This is a genomic window from Streptococcus sp. GMD3S (assembly GCF_000298695.2).
In the GTDB taxonomy this organism is placed as follows: Bacteria; Bacillota; Bacilli; order Lactobacillales; family Streptococcaceae; genus Streptococcus.
Genome location: NZ_AJRC02000009.1, coordinates 15,479 through 31,027, shown reverse-complemented (window position 1 = coordinate 31,027; position 15,549 = coordinate 15,479). Strand labels below are relative to the sequence as shown.

The 15,549-nt window shown below is 44.2% G+C and carries 18 protein-coding genes; 16 read left to right on the top strand and 2 right to left on the bottom strand.

Annotated elements, in window-relative coordinates; translation table 11 throughout:
- The first annotated feature begins 4 nt into the window (after nt 1–4).
- From GMD3S_RS0205835 to GMD3S_RS0205810, 6 genes are all read left to right on the top strand, one after another.
- The gene (locus tag GMD3S_RS0205835) at nt 5–2,341 is read left to right on the top strand and encodes a cation-translocating P-type ATPase (RefSeq protein ID WP_008278013.1); all 2,337 of its coding nucleotides are present in this window, start codon (nt 5–7) and stop codon (nt 2,339–2,341) included.
- 101 nt (nt 2,342–2,442) lie between these two features.
- Complete coding sequence (locus GMD3S_RS0205830) at nt 2,443–3,120, top strand: tRNA (adenine(22)-N(1))-methyltransferase (protein WP_000624073.1); 678 nt, start codon at nt 2,443–2,445, stop codon at nt 3,118–3,120.
- Entirely contained in the window at nt 3,107–3,904 is a 798-nt protein-coding gene (locus GMD3S_RS0205825) for a Nif3-like dinuclear metal center hexameric protein (protein ID WP_000881139.1), read from the top strand. The genes GMD3S_RS0205830 and GMD3S_RS0205825 overlap by 14 nt, the downstream gene beginning before the upstream one ends.
- A gap of 16 nt (nt 3,905–3,920) precedes the next feature.
- Nucleotides 3,921–5,024, top strand: a complete 1,104-nt coding sequence (locus GMD3S_RS0205820) for an NAD(P)/FAD-dependent oxidoreductase (protein ID WP_000754621.1) — start codon at nt 3,921–3,923, stop codon at nt 5,022–5,024.
- A 101-nt stretch (nt 5,025–5,125) separates the two neighbouring features.
- On the top strand, nt 5,126–6,145 hold the full coding sequence (galE, locus tag GMD3S_RS0205815) for a UDP-glucose 4-epimerase GalE (protein ID WP_001156533.1): 1,020 nt from the start codon (nt 5,126–5,128) through the stop codon (nt 6,143–6,145).
- A gap of 1 nt (nt 6,146) precedes the next feature.
- Nucleotides 6,147–7,112: a glycosyltransferase family 2 protein gene (locus tag GMD3S_RS0205810; protein WP_008278016.1), complete on the top strand. Its 966-nt coding sequence runs from the start codon at nt 6,147–6,149 to the stop codon at nt 7,110–7,112.
- 75 nt (nt 7,113–7,187) lie between these two features.
- On the opposite strand, the gene GMD3S_RS10730 is transcribed toward GMD3S_RS0205810, so the two are convergent.
- A complete protein-coding gene (locus GMD3S_RS10730) occupies nt 7,188–7,391 on the bottom strand; it encodes a ferredoxin (RefSeq protein ID WP_002874767.1) in 204 nt (67 codons plus the stop codon).
- A 45-nt stretch (nt 7,392–7,436) separates the two neighbouring features.
- Here GMD3S_RS10730 and GMD3S_RS0205805 point away from each other — a divergent pair, with 45 nt between their 5' ends.
- The 10 genes from GMD3S_RS0205805 to whiA all read left to right on the top strand — a co-directional run bounded on the left by GMD3S_RS0205805 (nt 7,437) and on the right by whiA (nt 14,496).
- Nucleotides 7,437–7,943, top strand: a complete 507-nt coding sequence (locus GMD3S_RS0205805) for an SAG1386/EF1546 family surface-associated protein (protein ID WP_000410186.1) — start codon at nt 7,437–7,439, stop codon at nt 7,941–7,943.
- A 9-nt stretch (nt 7,944–7,952) separates the two neighbouring features.
- A complete protein-coding gene (gene cmk, locus GMD3S_RS0205800) occupies nt 7,953–8,627 on the top strand; it encodes a (d)CMP kinase (protein ID WP_000849414.1) in 675 nt (224 codons plus the stop codon).
- Nucleotides 8,628–8,745: 118 nt separating this feature from the next.
- Nucleotides 8,746–9,252 (top strand): dihydrofolate reductase, encoded by a 507-nt coding sequence (locus GMD3S_RS0205790; RefSeq protein ID WP_000162306.1) that lies wholly within the window; start codon nt 8,746–8,748, stop codon nt 9,250–9,252.
- Nucleotides 9,252–9,422, top strand: a complete 171-nt coding sequence (locus tag GMD3S_RS0205785) for a hypothetical protein (protein WP_000442252.1) — start codon at nt 9,252–9,254, stop codon at nt 9,420–9,422. The genes GMD3S_RS0205790 and GMD3S_RS0205785 overlap by 1 nt, the downstream gene beginning before the upstream one ends.
- A gap of 31 nt (nt 9,423–9,453) precedes the next feature.
- Entirely contained in the window at nt 9,454–10,686 is a 1,233-nt protein-coding gene (gene clpX / locus GMD3S_RS0205780) for an ATP-dependent Clp protease ATP-binding subunit ClpX (RefSeq protein WP_002879862.1), read from the top strand.
- A gap of 8 nt (nt 10,687–10,694) precedes the next feature.
- A complete protein-coding gene (gene yihA, locus GMD3S_RS0205775) occupies nt 10,695–11,282 on the top strand; it encodes a ribosome biogenesis GTP-binding protein YihA/YsxC (protein WP_000405203.1) in 588 nt (195 codons plus the stop codon).
- A gap of 9 nt (nt 11,283–11,291) precedes the next feature.
- Nucleotides 11,292–11,672, top strand: a complete 381-nt coding sequence (locus tag GMD3S_RS0205770; protein ID WP_001140420.1) for a RidA family protein — start codon at nt 11,292–11,294, stop codon at nt 11,670–11,672.
- A gap of 51 nt (nt 11,673–11,723) precedes the next feature.
- A complete protein-coding gene (gene rapZ / locus GMD3S_RS0205765) occupies nt 11,724–12,614 on the top strand; it encodes an RNase adapter RapZ (protein WP_000163046.1) in 891 nt (296 codons plus the stop codon).
- Complete coding sequence (locus tag GMD3S_RS0205760; RefSeq protein ID WP_001231053.1) at nt 12,611–13,588, top strand: YvcK family protein; 978 nt, start codon at nt 12,611–12,613, stop codon at nt 13,586–13,588. Before rapZ ends, GMD3S_RS0205760 begins: the two co-directional genes overlap by 4 nt.
- Nucleotides 13,585–14,496 carry a DNA-binding protein WhiA gene (gene whiA / locus GMD3S_RS0205755; RefSeq protein WP_000011300.1) on the top strand — a complete coding sequence of 304 codons (912 nt, stop codon included), beginning with the start codon at nt 13,585–13,587 and terminating at the stop codon, nt 14,494–14,496. The genes GMD3S_RS0205760 and whiA overlap by 4 nt, the downstream gene beginning before the upstream one ends.
- A 31-nt stretch (nt 14,497–14,527) precedes the next feature.
- Here whiA and GMD3S_RS0205750 read toward each other — a convergent pair whose 3' ends face one another.
- Nucleotides 14,528–15,496 (bottom strand): NAD(P)/FAD-dependent oxidoreductase, encoded by a 969-nt coding sequence (locus GMD3S_RS0205750; RefSeq protein ID WP_000081032.1) that lies wholly within the window; start codon nt 15,494–15,496, stop codon nt 14,528–14,530.
- Nucleotides 15,497–15,549 lie beyond the last annotated feature (53 nt).

The window sequence follows — 15,549 nt, the reverse complement described above, 5'->3', positions numbered from 1 at the left end:
ATTTATGGATAAAAATAAGATTATGGGATTAACCCAAAGAGAAGTCAAGGAAAGACAGGCTCAAGGTTTGGTCAATGACTTTACCGCCTCAGCCAGTACCAGTACTTGGCAAATCATCAAACGAAATGTTTTTACACTTTTTAACGCATTAAACTTTGTTATTGCCCTAGCGCTTGCCTTTGTACAGGCTTGGAGCAATCTGGTTTTCTTTGCCGTTATCTGCTTTAACGCTTTTTCTGGGATTGTGACTGAGCTACGGGCCAAACATATGGTGGACAAGCTCAATCTCATGACCAAGGAAAAGGTCAAAACCATCCGTGAGGGTCAAGAAGTCGCTCTCAATCCAGAAGAGTTGGTTCTAGGAGATGTCATTCGTTTGTCTGCTGGGGAGCAGATTCCTAGTGATACTCTGGTTCTGGAAGGATTTGCGGAAGTCAATGAAGCCATGTTGACGGGTGAGAGTGATTTGGTGCAAAAAGAAGTGGATGCCTTGCTTTTATCAGGGAGTTTCCTAGCCAGTGGCGCAGTTTTGGCTCAAGTTCACCATGTCGGGGCAGACAACTATGCTTCCAAACTCATGCTGGAAGCTAAGACAGTGAAACCGATCAACTCCCGTATCATGAAATCGCTGGACAAGCTAGCCGGTTTTACTGGGAAGATTATCATTCCCTTTGGTTTAGCCCTCCTGCTAGAGGCCTTTATTTTAAAAGGCTTGCCCCTCAAGTCATCCGTTGTAAATTCGTCAACAGCCCTTTTGGGTATGCTGCCCAAGGGAATCGCCCTTTTGACCATAACTTCGCTCTTGACTGCGGTGATCAAGCTGGGCTTGAAAAAGGTCTTGGTGCAGGAGATGTACTCTGTCGAGACCTTGGCGCGCGTGGATATGCTCTGTCTGGACAAGACGGGGACCATCACCCAAGGAAAGATGCAAGTGGAGGCTTTTCTTCCTCTGACGGAAACTTATGGTGAAGAGGCTATTGCCAGCATTCTGACCAGTTATATGGCCCATAGTGAGGATAAAAATCCAACAGCCCAGGCTATTCGCAAGCGTTTCCAAGGACAGGTTGCCTATCCTGCAATCTCGAATCTTCCTTTCTCAAGCGACCGCAAGTGGGGAGCTATGGAATTAGAAGGGCTAGGAACGGTTTTCATAGGGGCGCCTGAGATGTTGTTGGACTCTGAAGTCCCAGAAGCTAGAGAGGCCTTGGAGAGAGGTTCGCGTGTCTTGGTCTTGGCACTCAGTCAGGAAAAACTAGATCATCATAAACCACAGAAACCATCTGATATTCAGGCCCTCGCCTTGCTGGAAATCTTGGACCCGATTCGAGAAGGAGCAGCTGAGACGCTGGACTATCTCCGTTCCCAGGAAGTAGGTCTCAAGATTATCTCTGGCGACAATCCCGTTACAGTATCCAGCATTGCCCAGAAGGCTGGTTTTGCAGACTATCACAGCTATGTAGATTGCTCAAAAATCACAGATGAGGAATTGATTGCTATGGCTGAGGAAACAGCTATTTTCGGACGTGTTTCCCCTCATCAAAAGAAACTCATCATCCAAACTCTGAAAAAAGCAGGGCATACAACGGCAATGACAGGGGATGGTGTCAATGATATCCTAGCTCTCCGCGAAGCAGATTGTTCTATCGTTATGGCTGAAGGAGATCCTGCGACTCGTCAGATTGCTAATCTGGTTCTCTTGAACTCTGACTTTAATGATGTTCCTGAGATTCTCTTTGAAGGTCGTCGTGTGGTCAATAACATTGCCCATATTGCACCGATTTTCTTGATAAAGACAATCTATTCCTTCTTGCTCGCTGTCATCTGTATCGCCAGTGCTCTTCTAGGACGGTCTGAGTGGATTTTGATTTTCCCCTTCATTCCAATCCAGATTACCATGATTGACCAGTTCGTGGAAGGGTTCCCGCCATTTGTTCTGACTTTTGAGCGAAATATCAAACCTGTTGAGCCAAACTTCCTCAGAAGATCCATGCTTCGCGCCCTACCAAGCGCACTCATGGTCGTGTTCAGCGTTCTCTTTGTGAAAATATTTGGAGCGAGTCAAGGTTGGTCTGAGTTAGAAATCTCAACCCTACTCTATTATCTCTTGGGGTCTATCGGTTTCTTATCTGTATTTAGAGCCTGCATGCCATTTACCCTCTGGCGTGTCCTCTTGATTGTCTGGTCAGTAGGAGGCTTCCTAGCCACAGCTCTTTTCCCAAGAATCCAGAAACTGCTTGAAATTTCGACCTTAACTGGACAAACGTTACCTGTTTATGGGGCCATGATGCTGGTATTTACGGTGATTTTCATTCTAACCAGTCGTTACCAAGCTAGAAAATAAAGAAAGACTGCAATCTGTGGATTGCGGTCTTTTTAGGTGCAAGATTGCTAGCTGAAATATGGTATAATAAGAGGTAATAGAGTTTTGGAAAGTGAGAGAAGATGATTTCAAAGAGATTAGAATTGGTAGCTTCCTTTGTGCCACAGGGAGCCATTTTATTAGATGTGGGGAGTGACCATGCTTATCTGCCAATCGAGTTAGTTGAGAGAGGCCAAATCAAAAGCGCCATTGCAGGTGAGGTGGTGGAAGGCCCCTACCAGTCAGCGGTGAAAAATGTTGAGACTCACGGTCTAAAGGAGAAAATCCAAGTCCGTTTAGCCAATGGCTTAGCGGCATTTGAAGAGGCTGACCAAGTCTCTATTATCACCATTGCTGGTATGGGTGGCCGTTTGATTGCTACCATATTGGAAGAAGGATTGGATAAACTTGCGAGTGTAGAACGTTTAATCCTCCAACCCAATAATCGTGAAGACGACTTGCGCATTTGGTTACAAGAGCACGGATTTCAGATTGTAGCAGAAAGCATCCTAGAAGAGGCTGGCAAGTTTTATGAAATTCTAGTGGTGGAAGCGGGACAAATGAAGCTATCAGCAAGTGATGTCCGCTTTGGTCCCTTCTTGTCCAAAGAAGTCAGCCCAGTCTTCGTTCAAAAGTGGCAAAAAGAAGTAGCTAAGTTAGAATTAGCCCTTGATCAAATTCCAGAAAAAAATATGGAAGAACGTCAAGTTTTAGTAGATAAAATTCAAGCCATCAAGGAGGTGCTCCATGTTAGCAAGTGAAGTGATTAAACGTTATGAAGACTTTTGTCCTCAGGAATTTTCCGTGGAGGGTGATAGTCGTGGCCTGCAAATCGGCACTTTGGACAAGGATATCCAAAGTGTCATGGTGGCTCTCGATATTCGTGAAGAAACGGTGGCTGAAGCCATTGAAAAGGGTGTAGACTTGATTATTGTCAAGCACGCGCCGATTTTCCGTCCGATCAAGGACTTGGTAGCTAGCCGTCCGCAAAATCAGATTTACATCGACCTCATCAAGCATGACATTGCAGTGTATGTCAGCCATACCAATATTGACATCGTTGAAAATGGCCTCAATGACTGGTTCTGCCAGATGCTAGGTATTGAGGAAACGACCTATCTGCAGGAGACAGGTCCAGAACGTGGAATTGGACGTATTGGGAATGTTCAGCCTCAGACATTTGGGGAATTGGCCCAACATGTCAAGCAAGTCTTTGGTCTAGATAGTCTTCGCATGGTCCATTATCACGAGAGTGATTTGCAGAAGCCTATTTCAAGAGTAGCTATCTGTGGTGGTAGAGGGCAGTCTTTCTATCAGGATGCTTTAGCAAATGGAGCAGATGTCTATATCACTGGTGATATTTACTATCACACAGCCCAGGATATGCTTTCTGATGGCCTGTTGGCATTGGACCCAGGCCACTATATAGAAGTGCTTTTTGTCGAAAAAATCGCAGCACTTCTTGCTCAATGGAAGGCAGAAAATAGCTGGTCTATTGATATCTTGCCTAGCCAAGCATCAACCAATCCTTTCCACCATATCTAGTTAGAAGGTGAAGACAATGAAAAAAGTTGCCATTATCGGAGCAGGGATTGTGGGGGCGACAGCTGCCTACTACCTCGCGAAAGAAAGCGACCTAGAGGTGACCATTTTTGACCATGGACAGGGGCAAGCAACCAAGGCTGCAGCAGGAATTATCAGTCCGTGGTTTTCAAAACGGCGTAATAAAGCCTGGTATAAGATGGCGCGTTTGGGGGCTGACTTTTATGTGGATTTGTTGGCTGATTTAGAAAAGTCAGGACAGGAAATCGACTTTTACCAGCGTTCGGGAGTTTTTCTCTTGAAAAAGGATGAATCCAAGTTAGAAGAACTCTATGAACTAGCACTCCAGCGTAGGGAAGAATCTCCCTTGATAGGTCAATTAGCCATTTTAGACCAAGCATCTGCAAATGAATTATTCCCTGGTTTGCAGGGATTTGACAGCCTGCTCTATGCTTCTGGTGGGGCACGGGTGGATGGCCACCTATTAGTGACTCGTTTGCTAGAAGCCAGTCAAGTCAAGCTGGTCAAAGAAAAAGTGAGTCTGACACCTTTAGCAACTGGCTATCAGATTGGCGAAGAGGTGTTTGATCAGCTTATTCTAGCGACGGGAGCTTGGTTGGGGGACATTTTGGAACCTTTAGGATATGAGGTAGATGTTCGTCCCCAAAAGGGGCAACTCCGAGATTATCAGCTTGCCCAAGACATGGAATCATACCCTGTTGTCATGCCAGAAGGGGAGTGGGATTTGATCCCTTTTGCAGGTGAGAAATTGTCCTTGGGTGCTACCCATGAAAATGATATGGGATATGACTTGACGGTAGATGAAACCTTGCTCCAACAAATGGAGGAGGCAGCCTTACCCCACTATCCAGCCTTGGAAGAAGCGAAATCATCAGGTGAGCGTGTGGGAATCCGTGCCTACACCAGTGATTTCTCCCCATTTTTTGGACAAGTGCCAGGATTGGCAGGTGTCTATGCGGCTAGTGGTCTAGGTTCATCAGGTCTCACAACGGGTCCAATCATCGGGTATCATCTAGCTCAACTGCTTCAAGACAAGGAGTTGACCTTGGATTCAGTAAACTACCCAATTGCAAACTATGTCAAGCGAGTAAAAAGAGAATAAAATTTTACTGAAATTTTAGCAGGTAGTTTAGGATGTCAAATGACATTCCCTATCAAAAATGATAAAATAAGAAAAAATAATCCGAGAATCGAGGAAAAAAGATGCAAGAAAAGATTTTGGTAACTGGTGGTGCTGGATTTATCGGAACCCACACTGTTATTGAGTTGATCCAAGCAGGTCATCAAGTCGTTGTGGTGGATAATCTTGTCAATAGCAACCGTAAAAGTTTAGAAGTTGTTGAAAGAATCACAGGAGTTGAGATTCCTTTTTATGAGGCAGATATCCGTGATACTGATACTCTCAGAGATATTTTCAAGCAGGAAGAACCGACTGGTGTGATTCACTTTGCTGGTTTGAAGGCTGTTGGCGAATCAACCCGTATTCCTCTTGCCTACTATGACAACAATATCGCAGGAACTGTTAGCCTTTTGAAAGCTATGGAAGAAAATAACTGTAAGAACATCATCTTCAGTTCTTCTGCGACAGTTTACGGAGACCCTCATACAGTACCAATCTTAGAAGATTTCCCACTTTCAGTGACCAACCCGTACGGCCGTACTAAGCTCATGTTAGAGGAGATTTTGACCGATATCTACAAGGCAGACTCAGAATGGAATGTGGTCTTGCTGCGTTACTTCAACCCAATCGGAGCACATGAGAGCGGTGACTTGGGAGAAAATCCTAACGGCATTCCAAACAATCTCTTGCCTTATGTTTCACAAGTAGCAGTGGGCAAACTAGAGCAAGTACAAGTTTTTGGAGATGATTACGATACAGAAGATGGAACTGGGGTTCGTGACTATATCCATGTCGTAGACCTAGCTAAAGGTCACGTTGCAGCTTTGAAAAAACTCCAAAAAGGTTCAGGTCTAAACATTTATAACCTTGGAACTGGTAAAGGTTACTCCGTTCTTGAAATTATCCAAAACATGGAAAAAGCAGTGGGGCGTCCTATTCCTTACCGCATCGTAGAACGCCGCCCAGGTGATATCGCTGCCTGCTACTCAGACCCTGCAAAAGCCAAAGCTGAACTGGGTTGGGAAGCAGAACTTAGCATCACCCAAATGTGTGAAGACGCATGGCGTTGGCAAAGCAAGCATCCAAATGGATTTGAAGACTAAGATGATGATTTCAATCATTGTCCCATGTTTAAACGAAGAGGAAGTACTTCCTCTTTTTTATCAGTCTGTTGAAGTACTGCTTCCAGAATTGGGAGCAGAGATCGAGTATGTCTTTGTGGACGATGGCTCAAACGATGGGACCTTAGAGCTTTTGAAGACCTATCGGGAGCAAAATCCTGCGGTCCGTTATGTCTCATTCTCTCGAAATTTTGGGAAAGAGGCAGCCTTATACGCAGGTTTGCAGTATGCGACTGGGGACCTGGTGGTCGTGATGGATGCAGACCTCCAGGACCCTCCAAGTATGTTGCTCGAAATGAAGGCCTTACTAGACCAGAATGCAGACTTAGACTGTGTTGGGACACGGAGAACTAGTCGGGAGGGGGAACCCTTTTTCCGCAGTTTCTGTGCTGACCTCTTTTACCGCCTCATGCAAAAAATTAGCCCAGTGGCTCTACCCTCAGGTGTCCGTGATTTTCGCATGATGAGAAGGTCTGTGGTAGATGCTATTTTAACCCTGACCGAGTCCAATCGTTTTTCTAAAGGACTCTTTGCCTGGGTGGGTTTTAAAACGCACTATCTTGATTATCCAAACGTTGAACGACAGGCTGGCAAGACCAGTTGGAGTTTTAGACAACTCTTTTTCTACTCGATTGAAGGGATTCTTAACTTTTCAGATTTTCCCTTGAGTATAGCCTTTGTAGCGGGACTCCTATCTTGTTTTCTTTCGTTTGTGATGACATTTTTTGTAGTGTTTCGGACTCTTATCTTGGGAAATCCGACATCTGGTTGGACGTCTTTGATGGCTGTCATCCTCTTTCTTGGAGGGATTCAACTTCTGACGATTGGTATTCTCGGTAAGTATATTAGTAAGATTTATCTAGAAACCAAAAAAAGACCACTCTATCTCGTCAAAGAAAAAAGTGACCTTTCTATTATTGAAGGAAAAAATAACCGAAAAAGACTATAATTTTACCTAGAAATATGCTAAACTAGTAAGTGTGGGAAAAATGAGAAAAAATCAATAACATTCATTCCCTGCTTCCTACGATGGATCTTTTAGAAGTGCTCTTGTAGGACAATTTTTGATGGCCTCCAGAACATCGCTGGTCTCAGCGATTTCTCTTTGCAATTCAACTGGATCATCGTAAAATCGAACGATTCCATTATCATGGTAATCAAAGAGTTCAGAATAGGTTTGGCAAAGCCCGCAGGCGATGCACCGTTCGGGTATAAGTGTGACTTTCATATTTATATTGTAATAAGAAAATGTAAAAAAAACAAGGAGTAAGGTATGGAAAAAGAACCGTGGCAAGAAGATATTTACGAAAACAATGAGGAAGAAACAAGATCAGAGCGTCGACACCGGAAACAAAAAGGGAAAGGCGTTGTTGCGAATCGTGTCTTGACGGTTCTCGCTAGCCTCTTCTTTGTAATTGTTGTAGCGATGGTAGTTGTATTGATTTACCTATCAACCGGAGGAAGCAATCGTACTTCATCTTTGAAGGACTTCTATGATGCATCGTCTCCTTCTACAAGTGCAAGTTCTAAAGTGGAAGCATCATCATCTTCAAGTAGCAAGGTAGAGGAAACAGCTTCTTCTGAATCAACACCTTCAGAGAGCAGTTCGGAAGAACATACAGAGGGTGAAGGAACACTTACAGTACAGCCTGGAGAGGGAGAAGCAGCTCTTGCTCAACGTGCAGGGATTTCCATTGCCCAGCTAGAAGCCCTAAATCCTTCTCATATGTCATCTGGATCTTGGTTTGCCAACCCAGGTGATGTGATTAAGACAAGATAGGAGTCGGTCATGAAGACAATTCAAATTGCTATCGATGGTCCAGCTTCGAGTGGTAAGAGTACGGTCGCAAAGATTGTCGCTAAGGATTTTGGTTATACTTATCTCGATACAGGTGCTATGTACCGTGCTGCGACTTATATAGCGCTCAAACACCAGTTGAATGCAGGAAATGTAGACCAACTTCTTGAGCTTCTTAACCAACACCCCATTAGTTTTGGTCGTTCAGAAACAGGTGAGCAACTTGTTTTTGTAGGAGATGTTGATATTACGCATCCGATTCGTGAAAATGAAGTGACCAACAAGGTTTCAAGCATCGCTGCCATTCCTGAAGTGCGTGAAAAACTGGTTTCTCTCCAGCAAGAGATTGCTCAGCAAGGTGGTATCGTCATGGATGGGCGTGATATCGGGACAGTTGTTTTACCACAAGCTGAACTCAAGATTTTCCTAGTGGCTTCTGTTGAAGAAAGAGCAGAGCGTCGTTACAAGGAAAATATTGCTAAAGGGATTGAGACAGACCTTGAAACGTTGAAAGAAGAGATTGCTGCGCGTGACTACAAGGATAGTCATCGTGAAACCTCTCCTCTCAAACAGGCTGAGGATGCAGTTTATCTTGACACAACTGGACTAAGTATCCAAGAAGTGGTTGAAAAAATTGAATCAGAAGCAAAAAAATATACGTCCTAGGGACGAGAGGAGCAGGCTAAATGAAGCCTGCTCCTTTTCTCTCTTTTGCACGCGTTTCAAAACAGCCTTTTTGGGAGAATTTTGATAAAATAGTAGTATCAATAAAAAGGACGGAAGCATGACAAAGAAAATTATAGCCATTTGGGCCCAAGACGAAAAAGGTGTGATTGGGAAGGAAGATCGTCTCCCTTGGCATTTGCCAGCAGAGTTGCAACATTTTAAGGAAACAACTTTAAATCATGCTATACTGATGGGACGAGTGACCTTTGATGGCATGGGACGTCGTCTGCTTCCAAAACGGCAAACCCTGATTTTAACGCGAAATAGCGAAGAAGTCATAGATGGGGCGCTCGTATTTCAAGATGTGGAGTCTGTTTTAGCGTGGTATCAGAGTCAGGAAAAAAATCTCTATATCATTGGCGGAAAGCAGATTTTTCAGGCTTTTGAGCCTTATTTAGATGAAATCATCGTGACACAGATTCATGCTCAGGTGGAGGGAGATACCTATTTCCCTGAGGAGTTTGACTTGTCTCATTTTGAGACAGTAGCAAGCAAATCTTACACCCGAGATGAGAAAAACGACTATGATTTTACCATCGAATACCGAGATAGAAAGGAAGTCTAATGGAGCGCAGTATATTTGGATTTTTTACAGCTTTTTTGTGTGTGATCTGTATTTTGACTGGAGCACAGGCTTTTCGTAAGAAGCGCTATGGACTGTCTGCCTTACTCTGGTTGAATGCTTTTACCAATCTGGTAAACAGTGTCCACGCTTTTTATATGACCTTATTTTAGATAGAATGATAAATTAGAATGGAAGGAAATCATGCCTACAAATAGGAAAAATGATATGATGGTTTATTGCTCATTTTGTGGCAAGAGCCAAGAAGAAGTAAAGAAAATAATCGCTGGGAACAACGCCTTTATCTGTAATGAATGTGTGGAATTGGCCCAGGAAATCATTCGGGAGGAGTTGGCTGAGGAAGTTTTGGCAGACTTGTCTGAAGTACCAAAACCAATCGAACTCCTCAATATCTTGAATCACTATGTGATCGGTCAGGATCGCGCTAAACGTGCCTTGGCAGTGGCAGTTTACAACCACTACAAACGCATCAATTTCCATGATACGCGTGAAGAGTCAGAAGATGTGGATTTGCAGAAGTCAAACATCTTGATGATTGGTCCAACTGGTTCTGGGAAAACCTTCTTGGCTCAGACTTTGGCTAAGAGCTTGAACGTGCCTTTCGCTATTGCAGATGCGACGGCTCTGACTGAGGCTGGGTATGTGGGTGAGGACGTGGAAAATATCCTCCTCAAACTTTTGCAGGCTGCTGACTTTAACATCGAACGTGCAGAACGTGGGATTATCTACGTAGATGAAATTGACAAAATTGCCAAGAAGAGCGAGAATGTGTCTATCACACGTGACGTTTCGGGTGAAGGTGTGCAACAAGCCCTTCTCAAGATTATCGAGGGAACTGTCGCTAGCGTGCCGCCTCAAGGAGGACGCAAACATCCACAACAAGAGATGATTCAGGTGGATACTAAAAATATCCTCTTTATCGTAGGTGGTGCTTTTGATGGCATCGAAGAAATCGTTAAACAACGTCTGGGAGAAAAAGTCATCGGTTTTGGCCAAAATAACAAGGCGATTGACGAAAACAGCTCCTACATGCAAGAAATCATCGCAGAAGACATTCAAAAATTCGGTATTATCCCTGAGTTGATTGGACGCTTGCCTGTCTTTGCTGCTCTTGAGCAATTGACGGTCGATGACTTGGTTCGCATCTTGAAAGAGCCAAGAAATGCCTTGGTGAAACAATACCAAACCTTGCTTTCTTATGATGATGTTGAGTTGGAATTTGAAGATGAAGCCCTTCAAGAAATCGCCAATAAGGCTATCGAACGCAAAACTGGTGCGCGTGGTCTTCGGTCTATTATCGAAGAAACCATGCTAGATGTTATGTTTGAAGTACCGAGTCAGGAAAATGTGAAATTGGTCCGCATCACAAAAGAAGCTGTTGATGGAACGGAAAAACCCATTCTAGAAACAGCCTAGAGGTGACTATGGAAATCAATACACACAATGCTGAAATCCTGCTCAGTGCGGCAAACAAGTCCCACTATCCGCAGGATGAACTGCCAGAGATTGCCCTTGCAGGGCGTTCAAATGTCGGCAAGTCTAGCTTTATCAACACCATGTTGAACCGCAAAAATCTTGCTCGTACATCAGGAAAACCTGGGAAGACCCAGTTACTCAACTTCTTCAACATTGATGACAAGATGCGTTTTGTGGATGTACCAGGTTATGGCTATGCCCGCGTTTCTAAAAAGGAACGTGAAAAATGGGGGCGCATGATTGAGGAGTACCTAACGACTCGGGAAAATCTCCGTGCGGTTGTCAGTTTGGTGGATCTCCGCCACGACCCGTCAGCAGATGATGTGCAGATGTACGAATTTCTCAAGTATTATGAGATTCCGGTTATCATCGTTGCGACCAAGGCGGACAAGATTCCTCGCGGTAAGTGGAACAAGCACGAATCAGCAATCAAAAAGAAATTAAACTTTGACCCAAGTGACGACTTCATCCTCTTTTCATCTGTCAGCAAGGCAGGGATGGATCAGGCTTGGGATGCAATATTAGAAAAATTGTGAGGGAAAGAAATGGCAAAAACAATTCATACAGACAAAGCTCCAAAAGCAATCGGACCATATGTTCAAGGGAAAATCGTTGGCAATCTTTTGTTTGCTAGCGGTCAAGTTCCCCTATCTCCTGAAACTGGAGAAATTGTAGGAGAAACGATCCAAGAACAGACAGAACAAGTCTTGAAAAATATCGGCGCTATTTTGGCAGAAGCAGGAACAGACTTTGACCATGTTGTTAAAACAACTTGCTTCTTGAGCGATATGAATGACTTTGTTCCTTTTAACGAGGTTTACCAGACTGCCTTTAAAGAGGAATTTCCAGCTCGTTCAGCTGTAGAGGTTGCACGTCTTCCTCGTGATGTAAAAGTCGAAATTGAAGTGATCGCAGAGATTGGATAAGCTAGTTGAAGTTTGGCTCTGCCAAACTTTTTTTGATATAAGGAGAGATAGATGACAAAGAAACAACTTCACCTGGTGATTGTGACAGGGATGAGTGGCGCAGGGAAAACAGTAGCCATTCAGTCCTTCGAGGATTTGGGATATTTCACTATTGACAATATGCCACCAGCCCTCTTGCCAAAGTTTTTGCAGTTGGTAGAGACCAAGGATGATGACCACAAACTGGCCTTGGTTGTGGACATGCGGAGCCGTTCCTTCTTTTCAGAGATTCAGGCAGTTTTGGATGAATTGGAAAACCAAGATGATTTGGATTTCAAAATTCTCTTTTTGGATGCAAAAGATAAGGAATTGGTGGCCCGTTACAAGGAAACCAGACGGAGTCACCCTCTAGCAGCGGATGGTCGGATTTTGGACGGCATCAAGCTGGAGCGCGAGCTCTTGGCACCTTTGAAAAACATGAGCCAAAATGTGGTGGATACGACAGAACTTACTCCGCGTGAACTTCGTAAAACCATTGCTGAGCAATTTTCGGACCAAGAACAAGCCCAGTCTTTCCGTATCGAAGTCATGTCTTTTGGATTCAAGTATGGTATTCCTATCGATGCAGACTTGGTCTTTGATGTCCGTTTCTTACCAAACCCATACTACCTCCCTGAACTCCGTAATCAGACAGGTGAGGATCAAGCAGTTTATGACTATGTGATGAATCATGAAGAGTCTGAAAGTTTCTATCAGCACTTACTCGCCTTGATTGAACCCATTTTGCCAAGTTACAAAAAAGAAGGCAAGTCTGTTTTAACCATTGCAGTAGGATGTACAGGTGGACAGCACCGTAGTGTTGCCTTTGCCAAACGAATAGCTGAGGACCTTGCTAAAAACTGGCCTGTCAATGAAAGCCATCGTGACAAAGACAGAAGAAAGGAAACGGTAAATCGTTCATGAGAAAACCAAAGATAACGGTGATTGGTGGAGGAACTGGTATCCCCGTCATTTTGAAAAGCTTGCGAGAAAAGGATGTTGATATCGCAGCCATCGTAACGGTAGCTGATGATGGTGGCTCTTCTGGTGAACTAAGAAAGAATATCCAACAGCTGACACCACCAGGAGATCTTCGCAATGTCCTGGTAGCCATGTCGGATATGCCTAAATTTTATGAGAAGGTTTTTCAGTACCGCTTTTCAGAAGACGCTGGTGCTTTTGCAGGTCATCCTCTAGGAAATATCATTATAGCAGGACTTTCTGAAATGCAAGGGTCCACTTACAATGCCATGCAGCTGCTAAGTCTCTTTTTCCACACAACAGGAAAAATCTACCCCTCAAGCGATCAGCCTTTGACACTGCATGCAGTCTTTAAAGACGGTTCTGAGGTGGCAGGTGAGAGCCACATTGCAGATCATCCAGGCATGATCGACCATGTCTATGTGACCAATACCTTGGATGATGAAACACCGCAAGCCAGCCGTCGAGTAGTCAATACCATTCTCGAGAGTGACATGATTGTCTTGGGGCCTGGTTCCCTCTTTACATCGATTTTGCCCAATATTGTCATTGAGGAGATTGGACAGGCTCTCTTGGAGACTAAGGCAGAGATCGCCTATGTCTGCAATATCATGACCCAGCGTGGGGAAACAGAGCACTTTTCAGACAGTGACCACGTGGAAGTCCTCCATCGACACTTAGGTAGGCCATTTATTGATACGGTCTTGGTTAATATCGAGAAGGTTCCTAGAGAATACATGGATACCAACCGTTTTGATGAATATTTGGTTCAGGTAGAGCATGATTTTGCTGGTCTTTGCAAGCAGGTCCCTCGTGTGATTTCATCCAACTTCCTTCGTTTGGAAAATGGAGGAGCCTTCCATGATGGCGATTTGATTGTAGATGAATTGATGCGCATTATACAGGTGAGAAAATGAGTTTCACAGTAGCAGTAAAAGAAGAAATTCTTGGTCAACACCATCTCAGTCGTTATGAACTATCGGCCATTATCAAGATGTCTGGTAGCATCGGTCTCTCGACTTCTGGCCTGACCTTGTCTGTTGTGACTGAAAATGCCAAGTTGGCTCGGCATCTCTATGAGTCCTTTCTCCATTTTTATGAGATTAAGTCTGAGATTCGACACCATCAGAGAAGCAATCTTCGCAAGAATCGTGTCTATACGGTCTATACAGATGAGAGGGTGCAGGAGCTTTTAGCTGATTTGCGACTTGCGGATTCCTTCTTTGGTTTGGAGACGGGTATTGATCCCGATATCTTAGCAGATGAAGAGGCTGGTCGTGCTTACTTATGTGGGGCCTTTCTGGCAAATGGTAGCATCCGAGATCCGGAGTCTGGCAAGTACCAGTTGGAGATCAGTTCTGTATATCTGGACCACGCCCATGGACTAGCCTCTCTCCTTCAGCAGTTTTTGTTGGATGCCAAGGTTATTGAGCGAAAGAAAGGTGCAGTTACCTATCTCCAGCGTGCAGAGGACATCATGGATTTCTTGATCGTGATTGGGGCTATGCAGGCGCGTGATAACTTTGAGCGCGTCAAGATTTTGCGTGAAACTCGTAACGATCTCAATCGAGCCAATAATGCCGAGACAGCTAATATCGCTCGGACAGTTTCTGCCAGCATGAAGACTATCAATAATATCAGTAAAATCAAAGATAGAATGGGTTTGGAAAATTTACCAGTGGATTTGCAGGAGGTGGCTCGCTTACGGATCCAGCACCCAGACTACTCTATCCAGCAGTTGGCGGATAGCCTGAGCAATCCCCTGACCAAAAGTGGTGTCAACCACAGACTCAGAAAAATAAACAAGATTGCAGATGAACTATAAAACCACGAATCGTTGATCCGTGGTTCTTTTATTATAAACTGGTCGAGTGTTTGGGTTGTACTTTTTGGTCAGGGTCAATGTAGTTAATGGCATTGTTAACAGCTGTTGGAGCTTCACCCAGTCCTGTCGCAATCAAATCAATCTTACCTTCATAGTAGCAGCAGTCGCCGATAGCATAGATACCTGCTTGGCTGGATTCTTGTTTGCTATTGACGATAATCTTGTGGCGGTTGAGATCCAGACCCCAATTTTTAAGATTGCCAACAGATGATTTGAAACCATAGTTGACAAAGAGATGGTCTACCTCAATCGTTTCGGTTTCATCTGATTTGACTTTGGTGATTTCTAGTTTGTCGAGTGTTTTTCCATCTCCGATAAGTTGGCTAGGGACGAACGGTGTCTTGATGGTTACAGATGATTCTTGCAAGGCTTGCACACTGTGTTCTAAGGCGCGGAAGTTATCTCTGCGGTGAACGAGAGTAGTTGGGGCAATCTTTTCAAAAGCCAGAGCCCAGTCCACTGCTGAGTCCCCACCACCAAGGATGGTTACTTTCTTACCAGCGTATTGCTGGATGTTGGAAACGTGGTAGTGGATATTTTCATAGCTCTCAACACCTTCCAATTCGAGTGGCCGTGGTTTAAAGGCGCCACCACCCATGGCAATGATAACTGTTTTGGTCAGGTGACTTCCTTTGTTAGTTTGAATTGTATAACCTTGATCTTGTTTCTCGATTTCAAGAACAGTTTCGTTGAGGTGAACAGGTGTTTCAAAGCCGTTTAGCTGTTCAATCAAGCGATTGGTCAATTCTTCTCCAGTAAGGTTTGGAAAACCTGGCACATCAAGGATTTGCTTCTCAGGATAGAGGATGGCTGGTTGACCACCGAGCTGGGGAAGAGAGTCGATGATTTGGACTTTGGCTTGGCGTAGGTGGGCGTAAAAGGCAGCAAAGAGCCCAACAGGACCGCCACCTACAATGGTAATATCATAGAGTTGAGACATGATTTCTCCTTCGTTTTTTCTAGTCAGTTTATTTTATCATATTTTTGCTTAAT

What these genes read in the sequence shown, in the direction of transcription:
- GMD3S_RS0205835 (WP_008278013.1), top strand. Translation starts at nt 5, where the DNA reads ATGGATAAAAATAAGATTATGGGATTAACCCAAAGAGAAGTCAAGGAA.
- GMD3S_RS0205830 (WP_000624073.1), top strand. Translation starts at nt 2,443, where the DNA reads ATGATTTCAAAGAGATTAGAATTGGTAGCTTCCTTTGTGCCACAGGGA.
- GMD3S_RS0205825 (WP_000881139.1), top strand. Translation starts at nt 3,107, where the DNA reads ATGTTAGCAAGTGAAGTGATTAAACGTTATGAAGACTTTTGTCCTCAG.
- GMD3S_RS0205820 (WP_000754621.1), top strand. Translation starts at nt 3,921, where the DNA reads ATGAAAAAAGTTGCCATTATCGGAGCAGGGATTGTGGGGGCGACAGCT.
- galE (WP_001156533.1), top strand. Translation starts at nt 5,126, where the DNA reads ATGCAAGAAAAGATTTTGGTAACTGGTGGTGCTGGATTTATCGGAACC.
- GMD3S_RS0205810 (WP_008278016.1), top strand. Translation starts at nt 6,147, where the DNA reads ATGATGATTTCAATCATTGTCCCATGTTTAAACGAAGAGGAAGTACTT.
- GMD3S_RS10730 (WP_002874767.1), bottom strand. Translation starts at nt 7,391, where the DNA reads ATGAAAGTCACACTTATACCCGAACGGTGCATCGCCTGCGGGCTTTGC.
- GMD3S_RS0205805 (WP_000410186.1), top strand. Translation starts at nt 7,437, where the DNA reads ATGGAAAAAGAACCGTGGCAAGAAGATATTTACGAAAACAATGAGGAA.
- cmk (WP_000849414.1), top strand. Translation starts at nt 7,953, where the DNA reads ATGAAGACAATTCAAATTGCTATCGATGGTCCAGCTTCGAGTGGTAAG.
- GMD3S_RS0205790 (WP_000162306.1), top strand. Translation starts at nt 8,746, where the DNA reads ATGACAAAGAAAATTATAGCCATTTGGGCCCAAGACGAAAAAGGTGTG.
- GMD3S_RS0205785 (WP_000442252.1), top strand. Translation starts at nt 9,252, where the DNA reads ATGGAGCGCAGTATATTTGGATTTTTTACAGCTTTTTTGTGTGTGATC.
- clpX (WP_002879862.1), top strand. Translation starts at nt 9,454, where the DNA reads ATGCCTACAAATAGGAAAAATGATATGATGGTTTATTGCTCATTTTGT.
- yihA (WP_000405203.1), top strand. Translation starts at nt 10,695, where the DNA reads ATGGAAATCAATACACACAATGCTGAAATCCTGCTCAGTGCGGCAAAC.
- GMD3S_RS0205770 (WP_001140420.1), top strand. Translation starts at nt 11,292, where the DNA reads ATGGCAAAAACAATTCATACAGACAAAGCTCCAAAAGCAATCGGACCA.
- rapZ (WP_000163046.1), top strand. Translation starts at nt 11,724, where the DNA reads ATGACAAAGAAACAACTTCACCTGGTGATTGTGACAGGGATGAGTGGC.
- GMD3S_RS0205760 (WP_001231053.1), top strand. Translation starts at nt 12,611, where the DNA reads ATGAGAAAACCAAAGATAACGGTGATTGGTGGAGGAACTGGTATCCCC.
- whiA (WP_000011300.1), top strand. Translation starts at nt 13,585, where the DNA reads ATGAGTTTCACAGTAGCAGTAAAAGAAGAAATTCTTGGTCAACACCAT.
- GMD3S_RS0205750 (WP_000081032.1), bottom strand. Translation starts at nt 15,496, where the DNA reads ATGTCTCAACTCTATGATATTACCATTGTAGGTGGCGGTCCTGTTGGG.